This is a genomic window from Fodinibius sp. GM108 (assembly GCF_058386985.1).
Window position 1 is genome coordinate 216,191 of record NZ_JBYEIR010000006.1, and the last position, 17,565, is coordinate 233,755.

Annotated in this window: 15 protein-coding genes; 3 read left to right on the forward strand and 12 right to left on the reverse strand. The window is 44.4% G+C overall.

Annotated features, from left to right (window positions below; translation table 11 throughout):
* Window positions 1-267: 267 nt before the first annotated feature.
* The 3 genes from glmM to ACT3ID_RS12825 all read right to left on the reverse strand — a co-directional run bounded on the left by glmM (window position 268) and on the right by ACT3ID_RS12825 (window position 3,642).
* Window positions 268-1,611: a phosphoglucosamine mutase gene (gene glmM / locus ACT3ID_RS12815; protein WP_491542443.1), complete on the reverse strand. Its 1,344-nt coding sequence runs from the start codon at window positions 1,609-1,611 to the stop codon at window positions 268-270.
* A gap of 113 nt (window positions 1,612-1,724) precedes the next feature.
* Window positions 1,725-2,351, reverse strand: a complete 627-nt coding sequence (locus tag ACT3ID_RS12820; protein ID WP_491542444.1) for a cob(I)yrinic acid a,c-diamide adenosyltransferase — start codon at window positions 2,349-2,351, stop codon at window positions 1,725-1,727.
* A gap of 676 nt (window positions 2,352-3,027) precedes the next feature.
* Window positions 3,028-3,642, reverse strand: a complete 615-nt coding sequence (locus ACT3ID_RS12825; protein ID WP_491542445.1) for an IMPACT family protein — start codon at window positions 3,640-3,642, stop codon at window positions 3,028-3,030.
* 538 nt (window positions 3,643-4,180) lie between these two features.
* Between ACT3ID_RS12825 and ACT3ID_RS12830 the strand changes: the two genes are divergently transcribed.
* The 3 genes from ACT3ID_RS12830 (at window position 4,181) to ACT3ID_RS12840 (ending at window position 7,719) form a co-directional block, all read left to right on the forward strand.
* Window positions 4,181-4,888 carry a succinate dehydrogenase cytochrome b subunit gene (locus tag ACT3ID_RS12830; protein ID WP_491542446.1) on the forward strand — a complete coding sequence of 236 codons (708 nt, stop codon included), beginning with the start codon at window positions 4,181-4,183 and terminating at the stop codon, window positions 4,886-4,888.
* 26 nt (window positions 4,889-4,914) lie between these two features.
* Window positions 4,915-6,834: a fumarate reductase/succinate dehydrogenase flavoprotein subunit gene (locus ACT3ID_RS12835; protein WP_491542447.1), complete on the forward strand. Its 1,920-nt coding sequence runs from the start codon at window positions 4,915-4,917 to the stop codon at window positions 6,832-6,834.
* A 120-nt stretch (window positions 6,835-6,954) separates the two neighbouring features.
* Complete coding sequence (locus ACT3ID_RS12840; protein ID WP_491542448.1) at window positions 6,955-7,719, forward strand: succinate dehydrogenase/fumarate reductase iron-sulfur subunit; 765 nt, start codon at window positions 6,955-6,957, stop codon at window positions 7,717-7,719.
* A gap of 262 nt (window positions 7,720-7,981) precedes the next feature.
* On the opposite strand, the gene proC is transcribed toward ACT3ID_RS12840, so the two are convergent.
* From proC to ACT3ID_RS12885, 9 genes are all read right to left on the reverse strand, one after another.
* Window positions 7,982-8,782: a pyrroline-5-carboxylate reductase gene (gene proC, locus ACT3ID_RS12845; protein ID WP_491542449.1), complete on the reverse strand. Its 801-nt coding sequence runs from the start codon at window positions 8,780-8,782 to the stop codon at window positions 7,982-7,984.
* Window positions 8,783-8,850: 68 nt separating this feature from the next.
* Entirely contained in the window at window positions 8,851-10,152 is a 1,302-nt protein-coding gene (argH, locus tag ACT3ID_RS12850) for an argininosuccinate lyase (protein WP_491542450.1), read from the reverse strand.
* 283 nt (window positions 10,153-10,435) lie between these two features.
* Window positions 10,436-11,497 (reverse strand): M20 family metallo-hydrolase, encoded by a 1,062-nt coding sequence (locus ACT3ID_RS12855; RefSeq protein ID WP_491542546.1) that lies wholly within the window; start codon window positions 11,495-11,497, stop codon window positions 10,436-10,438.
* Window positions 11,491-12,267, reverse strand: coding sequence for an acetylglutamate kinase (argB, locus tag ACT3ID_RS12860; RefSeq protein WP_491542451.1), 777 nt, complete (start codon window positions 12,265-12,267; stop codon window positions 11,491-11,493). The genes ACT3ID_RS12855 and argB overlap by 7 nt, the downstream gene beginning before the upstream one ends.
* On the reverse strand, window positions 12,267-13,202 hold the full coding sequence (locus ACT3ID_RS12865; protein WP_491542452.1) for an N-acetylornithine carbamoyltransferase: 936 nt from the start codon (window positions 13,200-13,202) through the stop codon (window positions 12,267-12,269). The genes argB and ACT3ID_RS12865 overlap by 1 nt, the downstream gene beginning before the upstream one ends.
* Window positions 13,199-14,341 (reverse strand): aspartate aminotransferase family protein, encoded by a 1,143-nt coding sequence (locus tag ACT3ID_RS12870; protein WP_491542453.1) that lies wholly within the window; start codon window positions 14,339-14,341, stop codon window positions 13,199-13,201. Before ACT3ID_RS12870 ends, ACT3ID_RS12865 begins: the two co-directional genes overlap by 4 nt.
* Window positions 14,342-14,343: 2 nt before the next feature.
* On the reverse strand, window positions 14,344-15,321 hold the full coding sequence (gene argC, locus ACT3ID_RS12875; RefSeq protein WP_491542454.1) for an N-acetyl-gamma-glutamyl-phosphate reductase: 978 nt from the start codon (window positions 15,319-15,321) through the stop codon (window positions 14,344-14,346).
* Window positions 15,314-16,507, reverse strand: coding sequence for an argininosuccinate synthase (gene argG, locus ACT3ID_RS12880; protein WP_491542455.1), 1,194 nt, complete (start codon window positions 16,505-16,507; stop codon window positions 15,314-15,316). The genes argC and argG overlap by 8 nt, the downstream gene beginning before the upstream one ends.
* A gap of 6 nt (window positions 16,508-16,513) precedes the next feature.
* A complete protein-coding gene (locus tag ACT3ID_RS12885) occupies window positions 16,514-17,182 on the reverse strand; it encodes a GNAT family N-acetyltransferase (protein ID WP_491542456.1) in 669 nt (222 codons plus the stop codon).
* Between the last annotated feature and the right edge of the window lie 383 nt (window positions 17,183-17,565).

The window sequence follows — 17,565 nt, forward strand, 5'->3', positions numbered from 1 at the left end:
TATGATGCCAAAGATAACAAAGTATGAGCCCCGAAAAAATCAGGGATAGAGGCAGCTTTGCTATGCTTCGAAAATTAGTAGGGCTTAAATAAATTTGAGTGTGTCGCCGCCCGAAAGATACAGGATCAAATCAAAGCTATTCGTTACGACGCGGAGCATCGTAACGAGATAAATATCTTTGACCAATCCCCTAATCTGGTCGCAATGTTCTGCGTTGCGACCAAAAATAGTGCCGGACTGGCTATTTCAGTTTTATGAACATCTTTTTCATTGCACTCTCCGGACCACTTCTTCCGCTAATTCCCTGGCTTTTTCAAGGGTTATTCCTTCCGAATAGATCCGTATTATGGGCTCGGTATTGGATTTCCGCAGATGTACCCAACCATCCTCAAAATCTATTTTAACGCCATCCGTAGTATCGGGATTAAAATCTTTATAAATAGCTTTTGCTTTTTGCAGGATAGCATCTCCATCTACATCAGTCAGCTTCATTTTATCTTTTCGCATGTAATAGTCTGGCAGGCTGCTGCGATATTCTTCGGAGCTTATATCACGCTCAGCAAGCATTTGTAAAATCATAGTCACTCCTACTAGTGCATCACGCCCGTAATGCAGATCCGGATTAATAACACCGCCGTTGCCTTCACCGCCGATTACCGCATCTATTTGCTGCATTTTCTTTACCACATTGATTTCACCTACAGAGGAGCGATAGCATTTTTGTCCGTACTTTTTGGCAACATCTTCGGCCACGCGCGAAGATGAAAGGTTGGTAGCACATGGACCAGATTTTTTAGCCAGCAGAAAATCAAAAGCCGCTGCCTGTGTGTATTCCTCACCGAACAAATTACCTTTATTAGTGACCAGTGCCAGCCGGTCGGCATCAGGATCGGTGACAATTCCCAGATCAGCATTCTTTTCTTTCACCAGTTCACAGATATCCTGGAGGTGCTCGGGCAGTGGTTCGGCAACATGTGCAAAGATGCCGGTTGGTTCATCGTTGATCGAGTGAATAGTGTTAACACCAAGTGCCCTAAGCAAAGGCGGCAATGCAATACCTCCGGTTCCATTTACAGGATCAATAGCCACTGAAAAGTTTTTAGAGGCAATCAGATCCGCATCAATATAGTCCAGATCTAGTATTTCCTGGATGTGATAATCTAACGCTTTATTGTCCGTAGTTACGGAGCCGACTTCATCAAATTTTTTGTACGTATATGATTGATCTTCGCTAATGCGAATAACTTCTTTGCCTTGTTCTTCATCGAGAAACTCACTCTTGCTGTTTAACAACTTCAGGGCATTCCAGTCCTCGGGATTATGACTGGCCGAGATAATAATGGCTCCATCAGCTTGATGATTAAGCACAGCCATTGCAACAGTAGGAGTAGGTACAACACCCACTTTGATGACATCACATCCTACCGATTGCAATGTTGCCGCAACGATATCCTCACAAATTTGTCCCGTAACTCTGGTATCGCGCCCCACTACGATTTTACCACTGTCGGTCCAGCTGCCGAAAGCCGCCGTAAAACGCGTTAAGTTTTCTGGTGTAAGATCTGTTCCAAAAATGCCCCGGATACCCGAGACGGAAATCATTAGCGACATAGTTTAATAATTGGTTTTAAATAAAGTGAATTGAATTCCTTAGTTTTTTTCAAAGTTAGCAGTTGGCAATAGGCAGTGGCCTATTTCCACTGCAACCCGCCTACTGCCACACCTTACTGTCTTTCCGGTTTCCACGTTTCCTCGCGAATGCCTGCTTGTTTATTTTCGTATCGTGCGATGACAAAAAAGAAATCTGACAATCGATTCAGAAACTTAATACAAGTATCGGAGATCTCATCTACTTTGTGACAGGCAACGGCGGCGCGTTCAGCCCGACGGCATATCGTTCGTGCCACATGCAGAGTAGCACCGGCTTGTGATCCGCCGGGAAGGATAAAATTCTTCAGCGATTCAAGATCTTCTTCCAGCTCATCAATGGCATTCTCTAAAAAAGTAATATCACTTTCCTGGATACGATCAATCCGTGTTTCGGCAGAGGAAGGAGTAGCAAGATCGGCTCCCAGCGCAAACAGTAATTCCTGTACTTTTCGCAAGAGTTCAGTTCCTTTGTCTGAGAGACCATAGCTGGCAGCTAATCCTACAAAAGAGTTGAGCTCATCAACGGTGCCATAGGCTTCGATGCGTTCATTCGATTTTGAAACGCGATCACCGCCAAAGAGCGAAGTGTCGCCTGAATCTCCTTTTTTAGTATAGATCTTCATAACGTAATAATTGGGTTTTTCTGAACAAATGATAAGGTACGGAGTGGCAGGCAGTTTTTCAGGTGAAAAAGTTTTCATTGCAACATAAATTGTTACTTGCGTTGGCTCGCACAGAATTCAAATCTATCCTACATAAAAGCAATGTCATCCTGAGAGTAGCGAAGCGGAACCGAAGGATCTCCAATAAAAAGTTCGCGTAGTATCTAAATGCCAGTCATTGACTCGTTTGTAAATTATTTCAAGGAGATTTGGGATCTGCTCACCATGTCATCAGCGCTGTTTTCTATTCGTTACGACGCGGAGCTTTGCGACTTAATAATATTTTTTAACGCTGTTTAGTATATCGTGTCATGTCGGTGTTTTCCTGCCGCGCGAGATCCCGCATCGGGGTGCGGGATGACGTCGAGGTGGGATGTTCGTTCCGGCTACTTTTCAGATTGTTCTGCCAAATTCATCTTATCTTCTGTTTTTTAGCTGGCATTATATATTATGCACATCACTTAACATCGTCATTGCAGGCCCCGACCCGCAATCCCGCACGGCAATGACTTAAATTCCACTTCAGGATTAAACAAGCGGTAAGTAGATAGTGTGTGAAAATATCTCGGCACAAACACTTCGAATTGTTTCAAACCTACACCCGCGGACTATTAATTCGTTATAAGGCGGAGCATTGTAACGAGGGAAGGAGATAAATCTCTTGCTCCTCTCCAATCTGGTCGCAATGTTCTGTGTTGAGACCCAGTTAATTTCCTTATATCGTCACAAATCCCTCGCCTTTCTTTTCGGATATAATATTGTGATGTCTGAGCCTCTCAAGAGAATTGAAAAAATCATCTGCCTGCTCCGAACGACAGGCAATTTCCAGCGTTATCTTTTCAAGATACTGGCTGTTGATCTCCTTCAGGTCGAACTGATTCTTTAGCTGGTCGATGTGCGACTGCTTAGAATATGGATAGGTGATTTTAAAATGATGAGTAGGAATTAACGATTGCAGCGCAGCCTGTTGCAGGCACAGTTCTGCCGTATGACTGTACGCGCGTATCAATCCCGACTTGCCAAGATTTGTCCCACCGTAATATCGCACGACTACACATCCGCTGTTTACAACCTCGTATGATTTCAGTTGATTCAGAATTGGCAGCCCCGCCGTACCGCTTGGTTCGCCATCGTCTTGTGCAAATTCTTCAATATTATTGGGATTGATCCGCCAGCCATAACAGTGATGCGTAGCATCGGGGTATTTTGATTTTATAGGCTCCAACGTTTCATCAAACTCTTTTACAGATGAAACTGGGAACAGGTATCCAATGAATTTGGAACCCTTATCGCGATAGGCGGCTTTAACTTTTTCTTTGACAGTTTTCACTTGGACTATCTTTATCGTATTTAGCGGTTAATGGATAATAAGTTATTTGTGGTGAAGACTCATTTTTGTTTTTGCCGAAGGGGTTAAATTTTCCTCTGATACAGTTCATCACACTTGATGATTCCTCTTCACCCGAAGGTTCTTGGGAATGACCGCAAGTTTTTGTTTTGCGCTAAAAAGCGAAGCCGCCTGTGACGGTGATTATGATTTGCTATTTTGTTATTCAGATGAATTTGCCGGAAGGAAAATGGAGAAGAGTCTCAAATGCCTGCACAGGTATTGTCTGATTCGTGATACAGCCATTGGTTGCCCAACATTTATTTAAAATTGCTGTCGTTAAAGGAACAGGAGTGGTGAAAAAATCAAAAATATAGGCCGCAATTTAGAACACTTCTGAATAAGATTATGGCATCCAAACGAGAGTTAGTTTGCTTGCCTTTTTATCGATTTCACCACATCTTCAAGCCTCTGAAATGAGAACGACAACGTTGGCGTTCTTTAATGATTTAACTAATGGTTTAAATACTGAATATTTACAATGCCATCATTTCTAGACGCACTTAAATCCCAGGTCGGTCGCAAAATTCTTACCGGAATAACCGGAGTTGGGCTCATCATTTTTATCATTTTTCATCTTTATACAAATCTCCAGGTTTTTGGGGATGTTCATGCCTTTAATGAGGCTGCGTATGCTCTCGAAGACTTGGGTTGGCTTTTATATTTTCTTGAAGCATTGCTGGCTATAGCTTTTTTACTACATGCTTATATTGGAATTTCGATCTGGTGGAATCGGCGAAAGGCGCGTCCCAAAGGATATAAAAAGTATCAAAGTAAGGGTGGGCCGAGCCATATGACCTGGGCATCCCGATCTATGATATTTACTGGGATTGTACTGCTGGTATTCTTGGTGATCCATCTCGATACCTTCAAATTTGCAGCGACCGATATGATTACTCTGCCCAGTGGTGAAGAGGCCAGAGACTTAAAAGAACTGCTTATTATTACTTTTCAAAAGCCGCTTTATGCCTTTGGATATACAGCCGTAATGGTTTTACTGGGATTCCACCTTGGTCACGGCTTTTGGAGTGCTTTTACATCTTTGACGATGAAGCACAATCAATATTCAGCTGTTGTTTATTCTATCGGCATTATTTTCGCAGTCTTGATGGCTGTCGGATTCCTGTTTATCCCTCTGTATATCTATTTTGGCGGAGGTTGTGAAGCAGCCCTGATTCAATGCCAATAATCATTTTGTAAATCATTCATAGAACTATGAAACTAGATTCAAAAGTTCCTTCCGGACCAATAGAAGAGAAGTGGTCCAATCATCTTAATGATATTCAACTCGTAGCTCCCAACAATAAGCGAAAGCACGATATAATTGTTGTGGGTACTGGTTTGGCAGGGGGATCTGCTGCCGCAAGTCTGGCCGAGCTTGGATATAACGTCAAAAGTTTTTGTATCCAGGATTCTGCCCGTCGCGCACACAGCATTGCAGCGCAGGGCGGCATTAATGCTGCGAAAAATTATCCGAACGACGGTGATACGGTTTGGCGCCTTTTTTATGATACGATTAAAGGCGGCGATTACCGTTCGCGAGAGTCTAACACTTACCGACTGGCCGAGATATCAAATGAAATTATAGATCAGGCGGTTGCGCAGGGTGTGCCTTTCGCCCGTGAATACGGCGGATTACTTGCCAACCGATCGTTTGGCGGCGCGCAGGTTTCAAGAACATTTTATGCCCGGGGACAAACCGGACAGCAATTGCTATTGGGTGCATACCAGGCGATGATGCGTCAGGTGCACGAGGGCAAAATTGAGATGCACACCCGCCATGAAATGCTTGATCTTGTGATCATTGATGGCAAAGCCCGCGGCATTGTGACCCGGGACCTTGTATCCGGAGAAATTCAGCGCTGGATGGCCGATGCAGTAGTGCTGGCCAGTGGAGGATATGGAAATGCTTTTTATCTATCTACCAACGCAAAAAATTCTAATGTAACGGCGGCCTGGCGCTGCCACAAACGCGGAGCCGGATTTGCCAATCCCTGTTACGTGCAGATTCACCCGACCTGCATTCCTGTTTCCGGAGATTATCAGTCAAAGCTAACGCTGATGAGTGAGAGCCTTCGAAACGATGGACGCGTTTGGGTGCCTAAAGACAAGAATGACGATCGTCATCCCAATGATATTCCCGAGGATGAACGGTATTACTATTTAGAAGAAAAGTATCCGGCATTCGGAAATCTCGTACCGCGTGATGTAGCATCCCGAAACGCAAAGCTGGTTTGTGATGACGGCATGGGCGTTGGAGCAACCGGACGAGCGGTTTATCTGGATTTCCGTGATGCCATTGAACGCGAAGGCCATAAATCTATCGAAGAGAAGTACGGCAACCTTTTTGAGATGTATGAGAATATCACGGATGATAATCCTTATGAAGAGCCTATGCGTATTTTCCCCGCTGTGCACTACACGATGGGCGGGCTTTGGGTCGATTACAACCTGATGAGCAATATTCCCGGCTTGTTTGTAGCGGGTGAGGCAAACTTCTCTGATCACGGTGCAAATCGGCTTGGAGCAAGTGCTCTTATGCAGGGACTCTCGGACGGCTACTTTATCATTCCTTATACCGTCGGAAATTATATAGCCGGAACTGAACTCGATGAGGTCAGCAAGGATCATGAAGCTTTTGATGAAGCGGCGCAGAATGCCCAGAGTCATATTGATAAGTTGCTGAGTGTCGATGGCAATAAGAGTGTAATCGAATTCCATCGCGAGCTGGGGCAAATTATGTGGGATAAGGTTGGCATTTCCCGCAGTGAAGAAGGCCTGAAAGAGGCAGTTAAAGAGATCCAGAACCTTCGCGAAGAGTTTTGGAACAATGTGCGTGTTCCCGGTGAATCAACAAACTATAATAAATATCTTGAATTTGCCGGACGCGTCGCCGATTTCCTTGAGCTTGGTGAATTGATGGCCAAAGACGCTTTGCATCGAGATGAATCCTGTGGTTGTCATCTGAGAGAAGAGCATCAAACCGAGGAAGGTGAAGCGCTGCGGAATGATGAGGAATATTCATATGTAGCTGCCTGGGAGTTCCAGGGCATTAACGGCGAGCTGCAGGAAGAGATGCATAAAGAAAATCTGGAATTTGAATTTGTAGAACTGAAGCAACGCAGTTATAAATGACGAAGTTATCCTGAGCGAAGCGAAGGATCTCAAAAGATAGAAAGCAGCTTTTATTACTTGAGATTTCTCGTCGTTTCTCTCTACGGAATGACTATTAAAATATTTTAGAGCACATAAATTATGTCTGATACATTTACCGTACATTTAAAAGTCTGGCGACAAGAAGGGCCCGATCAACCCGGCGAATTCGTTGATTATACGCTTGACAGCGTCAACGAGCATATGTCATTTCTCGAGATGTTGGACGTGCTTAATGAACAAATCCTGAAAGATGGTGGTATTCCTGTCGAGTTTGATTATGATTGCCGTGAAGGTATTTGCGGTTCTTGCAATCTAATGATCAACGGTCGTCCTCACGGACCAAAAGATTTAACTTGCACGTGTCAGCTGCACATGCGCAATTTCAGTGATGGCGATACGATAGTCATTGAGCCTTTCCGTGCCAAAGCGTTTCCAGTGATCAAAGATCTTGTTGTTGATCGAAGTGCTTTCGATCGTATTATTGAAGCGGGCGGATATGTTTCTGTCAAAACAGGATCTGCTCCGGAAGCTAACTCCATCCCCGTAGAGAAAAAAACTGCCGACACTGCTTTTGATTATGCAACGTGTATCGGATGCGGTGCCTGTGTAGCGGCCTGTCCGAACTCTTCGGCATCGCTGTTTACGGGTGCTAAACTGGCACATCTAAACCGATTGCCACAAGGTAAACCCGAGCGTAAAGAGCGTACGGTAGCAATGGTCGAGCAGATGGAAGAAGAAGGTTTTGGTGATTGTTCCAACTATGCCGAATGCGAAGCTGTTTGTCCGGTTGGAATCTCGATCTCTGCTATTGCCGAAATGCGCCGGGATTATATGAAAGCGGCGCTTGTCGGTGATGAAACATAGCCATTAATCGGGTTGATAAGACTTGGTTTGATAAATCTTGGTCGTTATCGTCCACCTTGGCTGTGATAAGCGCCCCGATCTGTGATAAACCTCTCATAGCTGTGGTAAGCGTCCACCTTATCACTTTAGTGCATTTGTTCAAGCTTGTACTCTGAAACAGCCATCAAGTCCTGGAGTGAGAGCCGTTCATCGTGCAGTCTTATATTTTCCTATCAAGCTTCCGTTTGGGAGGAAACAAACTATTCACACGAGCAACAGGCATTCACCGAATCTTTTCAATCATCTGGTGTGAGGTTTTGATCCCTTTGATAAGGGCAGAGCTCAATCCATTGTGCTCCATTTCATTCAATCCTGCTATCGTGCAGCCTTTGGGAGTGGTTACTTTATCTATTTCCTGTTCCGGATGTCCGCCGGATTTAAGTAGCAAGCCCGATGCTCCGAGTGCTGTTTGTGCAGCGATTAATTGGGCTTCCTCAGCGTGAAAACCTACTTCAATTCCTCCTTGTGATGCTGCCCGTATATAGCGCAGAAAAAAGGCAATACCGCAAGCACCAAGTACGGTAGATGCTTCCATCAATTCGGTTTCAATGAGTAGTGTTTGTCCTAATGTATTAAAAAGTTCAATCGTAGCTTTTTCTGCTTCTTTATGGGATGTTTTCTCAATGCATGTCATTGACTGATTGATCGATGATGCAGTATTAGGCATCACGCGGATAATGGGTAACGTTTTTTCGGTTAATTCCGCAATTTCTTCGCCCGTAACACCAGTAATGGTTGATATCAAAATGTGCTTTTCGGGATCAAGCACCGGTCTGATCTCCTCAATCAGCCCTTCAATTTGCGTAGGTTGGACAGCCAGAATAATTAGCTTTGATTTCTTTACTGCTTTCTTGTTATCGGAAGTTACAGCAATACCTTTTTGTTCGAGATGTTGGATAAGCTCTACATTTCGACGCGTGACTGTGGTGTTGTATTTTTTGATTGCTTTTTCGGTTCCTGTCAGCCCGTTAGCCAATGCCGTACCGAGATTTCCTCCGCCTAATATTGCGACTTTTGTTTTCATAGAATCAATTTTTATTTGTTTAGTTACAAATTATCTGTGAAATCCGCGCGTAATATGCGAGAGTTAAATTATGACTGATCCTTAATCTCAAATACACGATCAAACTTCTTCTTGATTTTATCATTACAAAGATTCCCGATACTGCCCTCATGCGTGTGTTTAATATTCCGGTCAGGTTGAAAACTTCCCTCTTCGATATCTTTTCCTATTTGCTGATAAGCTTCACGAAACGGTACGCCCTCGAGCACTTTTTTATTTACTTCCTCCACACTGTAGATATATTTGTATCGCTCATCCTCAATCGCCTCGTTATTGACTTCAACATATTGAAGCATAAACTCGCTGATACGAAGACAGGATTTAAGTGTCTGAACAGCGGGAAATAATTGTTCTTTCAGCAGCTGGTAATCTCTGTGATAGCCGCTTGGCAGATTATTGGTAATGAGCGTGAGTTCGTTTGGCAGGTTTTGTATGCTGTTGCATTTTGCACGGACGAGCTCAAAAACATCCGGATTTTTCTTATGCGGCATAATGCTCGATCCAGTCGTCAACTCATCAGGAAAAGAGATAAACCCAAAATTCTGCCCCATATATTGGCAGATATCCATTGCCATTTTGGATAGTGTACTTGCTACGGCGCTTAGTCCGAAACTCGTCATTTTTTCCAGGCGTCCACGGCTCATCTGTGCTGCTACAGAATTGTATTTCAGGGTTGAAAACCCCAGTAGCTCCGTCGTCATTTTGCGATCCAAAGGGAGCGAACTGCCGTATCCGGCGGCTGATCCGAGCGGGTTTTGGTCTGCAATTTCATAGGCGGCATTCAGCATGTGAAGATCATCGATCAGCGATTCTGCATAACTGGCAAACCATAATCCGAATGATGAGGGCATGGCCACCTGCATGTGGGTGTAGCCGGGAATAATAATATTTTTATGCTCTTCACTAAGGTTAATCAATCGATCAAAAAGAGCCTTTATGAGCTGCTTAATCTCCTCGATCTGATCTTTCACATACAGATGCAGACAAACGAGTACTTGATCATTACGCGAACGTCCGGCGTGGATTTTTTTACCGGTATCTCCCAGTGCCTGCGTAAGTTCATATTCGATTTTGGAGTGTACATCCTCGAACTGCTCCTCGATTTCAAAGTCGCCGTTTTTGTACTCCTCAATCAGCTGATCGAGCTCATCACGGATTTGCTTCCATTCCTCATCGGTCAGAAGCCCGACGCTGTTTAGCATCTCCGCATGTGCTTTGGAGGCCCGAAGATCGTATTCGGCTATCTCCATATCCAGGATACGATCGTTGCCCACCGTAAACTGATCGATGATTTTGCTCGTCGAATGTTCGCCTTTGTCCCAGAGTTTCATTGTGTTGGTTATTGGTTAATTGTTAATTGGTTATTATCTCGTTACGATGCTCCTGCTTCGTAATGCAAAATTTTATTAACCTCAGAGGGATCGGAGGAGTCACAGAGTAACTCAGTGATACTCTGTGTAATCCTCGGCGAAACTCTGTGGTATTTATTAGCATATTTAAGCACCTGTTTTTTCAACCCCTCTTACGTCTCCCCTTGGCAAGGGGAGAATTTTGTTAGCTAGCATTTTTATCCCCTCCTTATCAAGGAGGGGTGTAGGGGTGGTTGGTAAAAATTTATTTTATAACTGAATTCAGTAGTTTGATATAAATTTCAATTCCTTTCTCAATTTCATCTAATCGAATAAACTCATCCGCCGTGTGCGATCGTGCCGATTTCCCCGGGCCAATTTTTAGTGATGGGACCGATAAAAATGCCTGGTCGGAAAGCGTGGGAGAACCATACTGCTCCAATCCCAAATCCTGACCGGCTTTCACAATCGGGTGATCCAGCGGGATAAATGACGGATTTAATCGAATAGATCGTGGATGAATTGTGGCTTCGATACTTTCCTGAATAATCTCTAGAATTTCTTTGTTGGAATAGGCGTCTGTACTGCGGACATCCACGGTAAAATCACAGGTGTCTGGCAAAACGTTGTGCTGGCTTCCGGCGTGAACTTCAGTCACCGTCATCTTTACTGGTCCCAGTGCTTCAGACTCTTTGGGAAATTCATAGTTTCGAAACCACTCAACGTCTTGGACTGCTTTGTAAATGGCATTTTCACCTTCATTACGTGCGGCATGTCCGCTGACTCCTTTGGCAGTACACTCGAGCACCATCAGCCCTTTTTCAGCGATAGCCATTCGCATTTGTGTGGGTTCGCCAACGATAGCACAATCAACTTCTGGTATCTTATCAAGAATAGCGACAATGCCATTATCACCGGATATTTCCTCTTCGGCGGAGGCCGCGAATACGAGATTGTAATTCAGGTTTTCTTTCTCGTAATAATGCACAAAGGTAGCTATAAGTGAGACCAACGGACCTCCGGCGTCGTTGGAGCCCAGTCCGAAAAGTTTGCCATCTTCCACCATAGCGGTAAATGGATTTTTGCTATAGCCGGAGTTAGGTTTTACTGTGTCGTGATGCGAATTCAGCAGAATGCTGGGTTTGTCCTCATCAAAATGTTTATTCGTTGCCCAAATATTATTTTTATGCTGCCTTGTTGGGATGTCATGATCTTTAAAAAACTGCTGAAGAATTTTTGCCGTCTCGTCCTCTTCCTTTGAATAGGAGGGAGTGGCAATAAGCTTTTTTAGCAATTCGATGCTCTGCTTTGTTAGATTATTCATAATGCTAACTCGGTTCCGATATCCGTTAATAAATTTTCGGCATGTTTTATATGCACCTGATCCACATCTTGACTCAACGCCTCAAAGGCGGTATCGAGTTTGGGGATCATTCCTTCGTGAACACTCTTTTCATCCTTTAATACTGCAAATTTTTGTTGTGATAACAGGGGAATCAAAGAATCAGAGTCCTCAACATTTTGAAGTACCCCTTGCTTTTCAAAGCAATAGATCAGTGAAGTGTTGAAATCATTGCTCAAGGCTACCGAGAGTTTAGATGCAATGGTATCAGCGTTGGTGTTGAGCAATTGCCCCTTAGTGTCGTGAGTAATAGCCGGGAAAACAGGCACGATTTGTTCATCCATCAGACGCCTGATGAAATACGTATTTATATTGTCAGCTTCGATATCACCGACAAAACCATAATCAATCTTGGTGCCGGTTCTTTTTTCGGCAGGAATAGTATTCAGATCCGCACCCGAAAGTCCCAGGGCATTACACGAATGGCCCTGGAGCTTGGCAATGATCTTTTTATTAATGAGTCCGGCATACACCATCACGGCAACCTCCAGCGCCGGACCATCGGTAATGCGTCGCCCATCGGTCATTTGGATGGAGATATCCAGTTTTTCACATAATTCAGTGGCAGAACTACCTCCGCCATGCACCAATATTTTGGGATAGTCTAGCTGGATAAAGTCACTTAAAAATTCATCAAGCTTATGCTCGTCATTGACAATATTGCCGCCAATTTTAACAACTTGCAAGGTATCCATTACAATGCCTCCACAATATTCTTTAGCACAGCCTGCGCCGCATATTCTCGGTTTTGAGCCTGCTGGTGAACGATTGAGTTGTCAATGACATCGTCTGTAGCTACCACATTTCTGCGGATTGGCAGGCAGTGCATAAACTTCCCCTGATTGGTCAGATCCATTTTTTCTGTGGTTATGGTCCAATTGTTCTTTACATCCGGCGTTTGCCCGTAATTTGAATAGCTGGACCAGTTTTTGGTATAAACAAAATCGGCATCTTCGAAGGCCTCTTTCTGATTATTCAAAATTGTAACTCCATCCGTAAACTGTTTACTAAGCTCATATCCTTCAGGATGAGTAAGCGTGATCTGGGCATCGGTTTCTACAATCCATTCCAGAAATGAATTGGCTACGGCCTGTGGTAGTTTCTTGGGATGCGGAGCCCAACTCAGCACTACTTTCGGTTTATCAATTCCGGATTCTGTGATAGTTGCCAGATCGGTCAGCGATTGCAGTGGGTGCAGGGTTGCCGACTCCAGGCTGATGACAGGTACCGAAGAATATTCCAAAAACTTGCTGAGTACTTTCTCTTCATAATCTTCCTGCCGGTTTTCAAGATTGGCAAAAGTACGCACGCCCAGTATATCGCAATAACCGCTGATCACCTGCACGGCGTCTTTGATATGTTCTTGCGTGGATCCGTTCATCACAGTACCATCTTCGAATTCAATATTCCAGGCATCAGCACTGATATTCATGACGATCACATCCATACCAATATTTTGTGCCGCTTTTTGTGTACTCATTCGCGTGCGTAAACTGGGATTAAAGAAAATAAGAGCCAGTGATCTGTTTTTGCCCAAGTCGGATTGTGTGCCGCTGTTCTTTATTTCAAGAACCTGTTGCACAAGTTTTAATGGATTTTCGACGTCTGTTACAGAAGTAAAATTATTCATTGTGGTTGGTGGTGTTTTAATACGTTTTTCATTGCGTTAAGAAACTGTTCGACTTCGTTGTTGGTGATTGTCAGCGGGGGCAGCAGCCGCAGTACATTGGGATTCGAAGAAACACCGGTTATAATTTGCTCCTCCTCGATTAGCTTTTGCCGTAGATTTTTGATCGCATATGGAAATTCTACACCGATCATCAGGCCGCGGCCACGTACCTCCTGAACGTCCGAAAGTTTTGGTAGCCCGTCCATTAGTTTTTTACCCTTGTTGGCTGCATTGCGAATAAGCTGTTCGTTTTCCAACACCTCCAGCACCGCCGTTGATGCAACACAAGCCAGGTGATTGCCGCCGAAGGTAGAACCGAGTCGCCCATGTTTTGCCTCAAATTTCGGACTCAATATCGTACCGGCAACAGGAAATCCGTTACCCATTCCTTTGGCGATAGTAATTATATCGGGCTCAATGCCCGCATATTGATGAGCGAAAAATTTGCCTGTTCGCCCAAACCCAGACTGTATTTCATCACAGATAAGTATGGTATCATGCTGTTGACACAGTTCTTCGGCTTTTGTGAGAAATTCTTCATCAGGAATATGAATGCCGCCAATCCCCTGAATCCCCTCGATAACTACAGCGCATACATCACCTTTCGATACTTCCTTTTCAAGATTTTCGATGTCATTGAGTTCGAGAAAAATTACTTCGCCTCCTTTGTTGATCGTAGCGGTGTATTCATCCTTATCGGTAATGCTTAGGGCAGAGGTTGTGCGTCCGTGAAACGATTTGTTAAAGGAAACAACTTTTGATTTGTCAGTATGAAATGAGGCCATTTTGAGTGCATTTTCGATGGCTTCGGCACCGGAATTACACAAAAATAGCTGATAGTTCTTGTATCCCGATAATTCTCCCAACTTTTCAGCCAGCTTTTGTTGCAGTGGATTTTGAACCGAGTTCGAATAAAAGCCGATGTCATTTAGCTGTTTGGAGATTTTATTCACATAATGCGGATGGGAGTGTCCGATAGAAATCACAGCGTGCCCGCCGTAAAAGTCGAGGTACTTCTTACCGTCATCACAAAACACATAGTTTCCCTGCGCTTTAACAGGTTCGAGATCTAAAAGAGGGTATACATCAAAAATTTCCATGGTTAAAAATGAGTGGCTTTGAGTTGAAGTCCGGACGTTTCTTCGAGTCCGAACATCAGGTTCATATTTTGCAGTGCTTGTCCGGAGGCACCTTTCACCAGGTTGTCGATAATACTCGTAACGAGCAGTTTTCCATCTTTTTTCTGAAGGTGCAGCAGACATTTGTTGGTGTTTACAACCTGCTTCAGGTGCAGCGGTTCTTTGCTGATATGCACAAAGGGCGCATCGGCATAAAATTCCTTAAAATGCGACTGTGCATTTTCCAGCGAAAGCTCGCTTGCGGTGTATGCGGATATGAAAATGCCCCTGGAAAAGTTACCGCGGACAGGAATAAAATTAAGCTCCGAATCAAAAGATGGAGAAAGCTGCTTGATCTTTTCCGTGACTTCTCCAATATGCTGATGATCGAGCGCTTTATATATCGATATGTTATTATCGCGCCAGCTGAAGTGCGTGGTATCGCGCAGCGAGCTTCCGGCACCCGTAGAACCGGTGATGCCGTGGATATGCACGTCATAATCCAGGGCGGATTGACTTGCCAGGGGAAACAGTGCCAGCTGAATAGCCGTAGCAAAGCAGCCGGGATTGGCAATGTTATGGGCATCTGCAATATCAGATTTCTGAAGTTCGGGCAGACCATAGACGAAGGTACGATCCTCAAATGAATTGCTATTCGTAAACCTGAAATCACGACTTAGATCAATAATTTTAGTATCCTCCGAGATAGAGTACTTTTGCAAAACTTCTGTGGAGTTCCCATGTCCGGTGCAGAGAAAAAGCACGTCGATATCAGGATTGATCTCTGAGCTGAATTTGAGATCGGTATCTCCGAGAAGATCCCCGTGCACTGAGGCCACGGGTTGATCGGCCTGACTGGTACTAAAGACAAAGTCGATTTCTGTTTGCGAATGAGTTAGCAGCAGACGAATGAGTTCTCCGGCCGTGTAACCCGATCCACCTACAATTCCTGCATTAATCATGATTGTTCACCGATTTATGGATGTTAATTTGATTGGATAGAATTTTGGCAAAGCCTTTCACATCCTGGCCGCTCCATGCTTTGTTCATCTCTCCATAGTCGCCGAACTGGGCATTCATCAGATCGTTTGGCGACGAGATGCCTTCGATTTCAAAGCGGTATGGGTGTAGCTGAATTTTTACCGTACCATTTACAGCCTCCTGAGTATCTGACATAAAACCTTCGATATTTCGCATCACCGGATCCAGGTACTGTCCCTCATGCAGCATCATGCCGTACCAGTCGGAAAGCTGATCTTTCCAGTGAAGTTGCCATTTGGTAAGTACATGTTTTTCGAGGTGCTTGTGAGCGTTGATCAGAATAAGCGGAGCGGCAGCTTCAAATCCTACACGACCTTTAATGCCGATAATGGTATCGCCCACGTGAATGTCGCGACCGATGGCATATTTCGAAGCCAGTTCATCAAGCTGTTGAATCAGCTTGACTGGAGAGAGTTTTTGCCCGTTCAAGGCAGTTGGCTCACCGTTTTCAAATGAAAATTCGATGGATTGCGTATCTTGCTTTTCAAACTGACTCGGCCACGCTTTTTCGGGCAGCGGTTGGTCTGAAGTCAGCGTCTCTGCTCCACCTACGCTCGTGCCCCAGAGCCCTTTGTTAATGGAATATTTCGATTCTGCCCAGTCGAAATCGAAGCCGTTTTGCTGCAGGAAATCAACCTCTTCCTGTCGCGAGAGCTGCTGGTCACGTATAGGTGTTATAATTTCCAGATCAGGAGCAATAACATTGAAAACGAGATCAAAACGCACTTGGTCATTGCCGGCGCCGGTACTGCCATGTGCAACAGCATCAGCATCAACCTTTTGTGCATATTCGGCGATTCCAATCGCTTGAAAGACGCGCTCGGAACTCACCGACAGGGGATAGGTGTCGTTCTTTAGAACATTTCCGAAGATCAGGAATTTGACAACCTTTTCGTAGAATTCTTCTGTTTGTTCCAGTGTCTGATGAGTGTCAGCCCCCAGATTGTAGGCATGTTTTTCTGTTTCGGATAACTCTTCTCCGGAAAATCCGCCGGTGTTAACCAGCACAGTATGTATTTCCGCATCATAGGTTTGTTTTAGGTATGGCACACAGTACGAGGTATCGAGTCCCCCGCTGAATGCCAGTACAATTGTCTTCGAGCTCATTGCAGTTTAGCTTTTTAAATTGAAAATAGATTTCGTCTTGCGTTCGATATTAACTTTGTGCCGTCGTACGAAGTGCTTAAACTTTTCCCAGCGTTTGGCCTTCTGCTTGTGTTTCTCCTGTTTCTCAGCCCTTTTTTCTTTCTCTTCGGGATCGAAGAGCATGCCGGTACAAAGGCAGTCTTTGCGGTCTTCGCTGGTCAGAATATCATAATTGGGACAGCTCTGACATCCTTTCCAGAATTCTTCATCCTGCGTTAGCTCGGAAAAGGTGACCGGCTTGTATCCCATATCAGAATTGATTTTCATCACAGCCATACTGGTGGTAATCCCGAATATTTTGGCATCGGGATATTTTTCTCTGGAAAGCTGAAAAATACGTTCTTTGATTTTACGGCCCAGGCCGAGTTTTCGATAGTGCGGGTGGACGATGAGTCCGGAATTGGCAATATATTTTTCATGTCCCCAGCTTTCGATATAGCAGAATCCGGCCAGCTGATCGTTTTCCTGGTCAACGGCGATGACTGCTTTTCCTTCGTTCATTTTATCCCTGATATATTCAGGAGCGCGTTTGGCAATCCCGGTGCCGCGCTTCTTGGCGGCTTTCTCCATCAGGTCACAAATTTCTTCGGCATAAGAAAGATGATCGGTGGTTGCTACAGTTATATGAATATCCATTGTACGGCAGTGTTAAAATCAGCTGAATAAAAGTTATCGCTGATTTAAAATTGGTTACTTAAAATGATTTGGGTCGTACGGAGTGGTACAATGACGTGTACCCTCCGATAGGAAGGTTATTGTTGAGCCCGAAGGGCCCGTGGCCGTACTGGAGTCCGGAACGTAGATGGGACTGCAACAGATAGACTGTCGCTGGAAAAAGTGGTATGTGTTCCGGTTGTTTTCATGTGATCCTTAAACTATGACTTTTGAACTAAAACTCAAACAGGAATTTCAAAATTTACATTTAAGGTATACCGGGCAGCTTGCTCGTCTGGTCGGACAGGCTGTTCGACCTACATATTTCGTCTGGATTCATTAACTTGGGAATCGAATCTGTTACC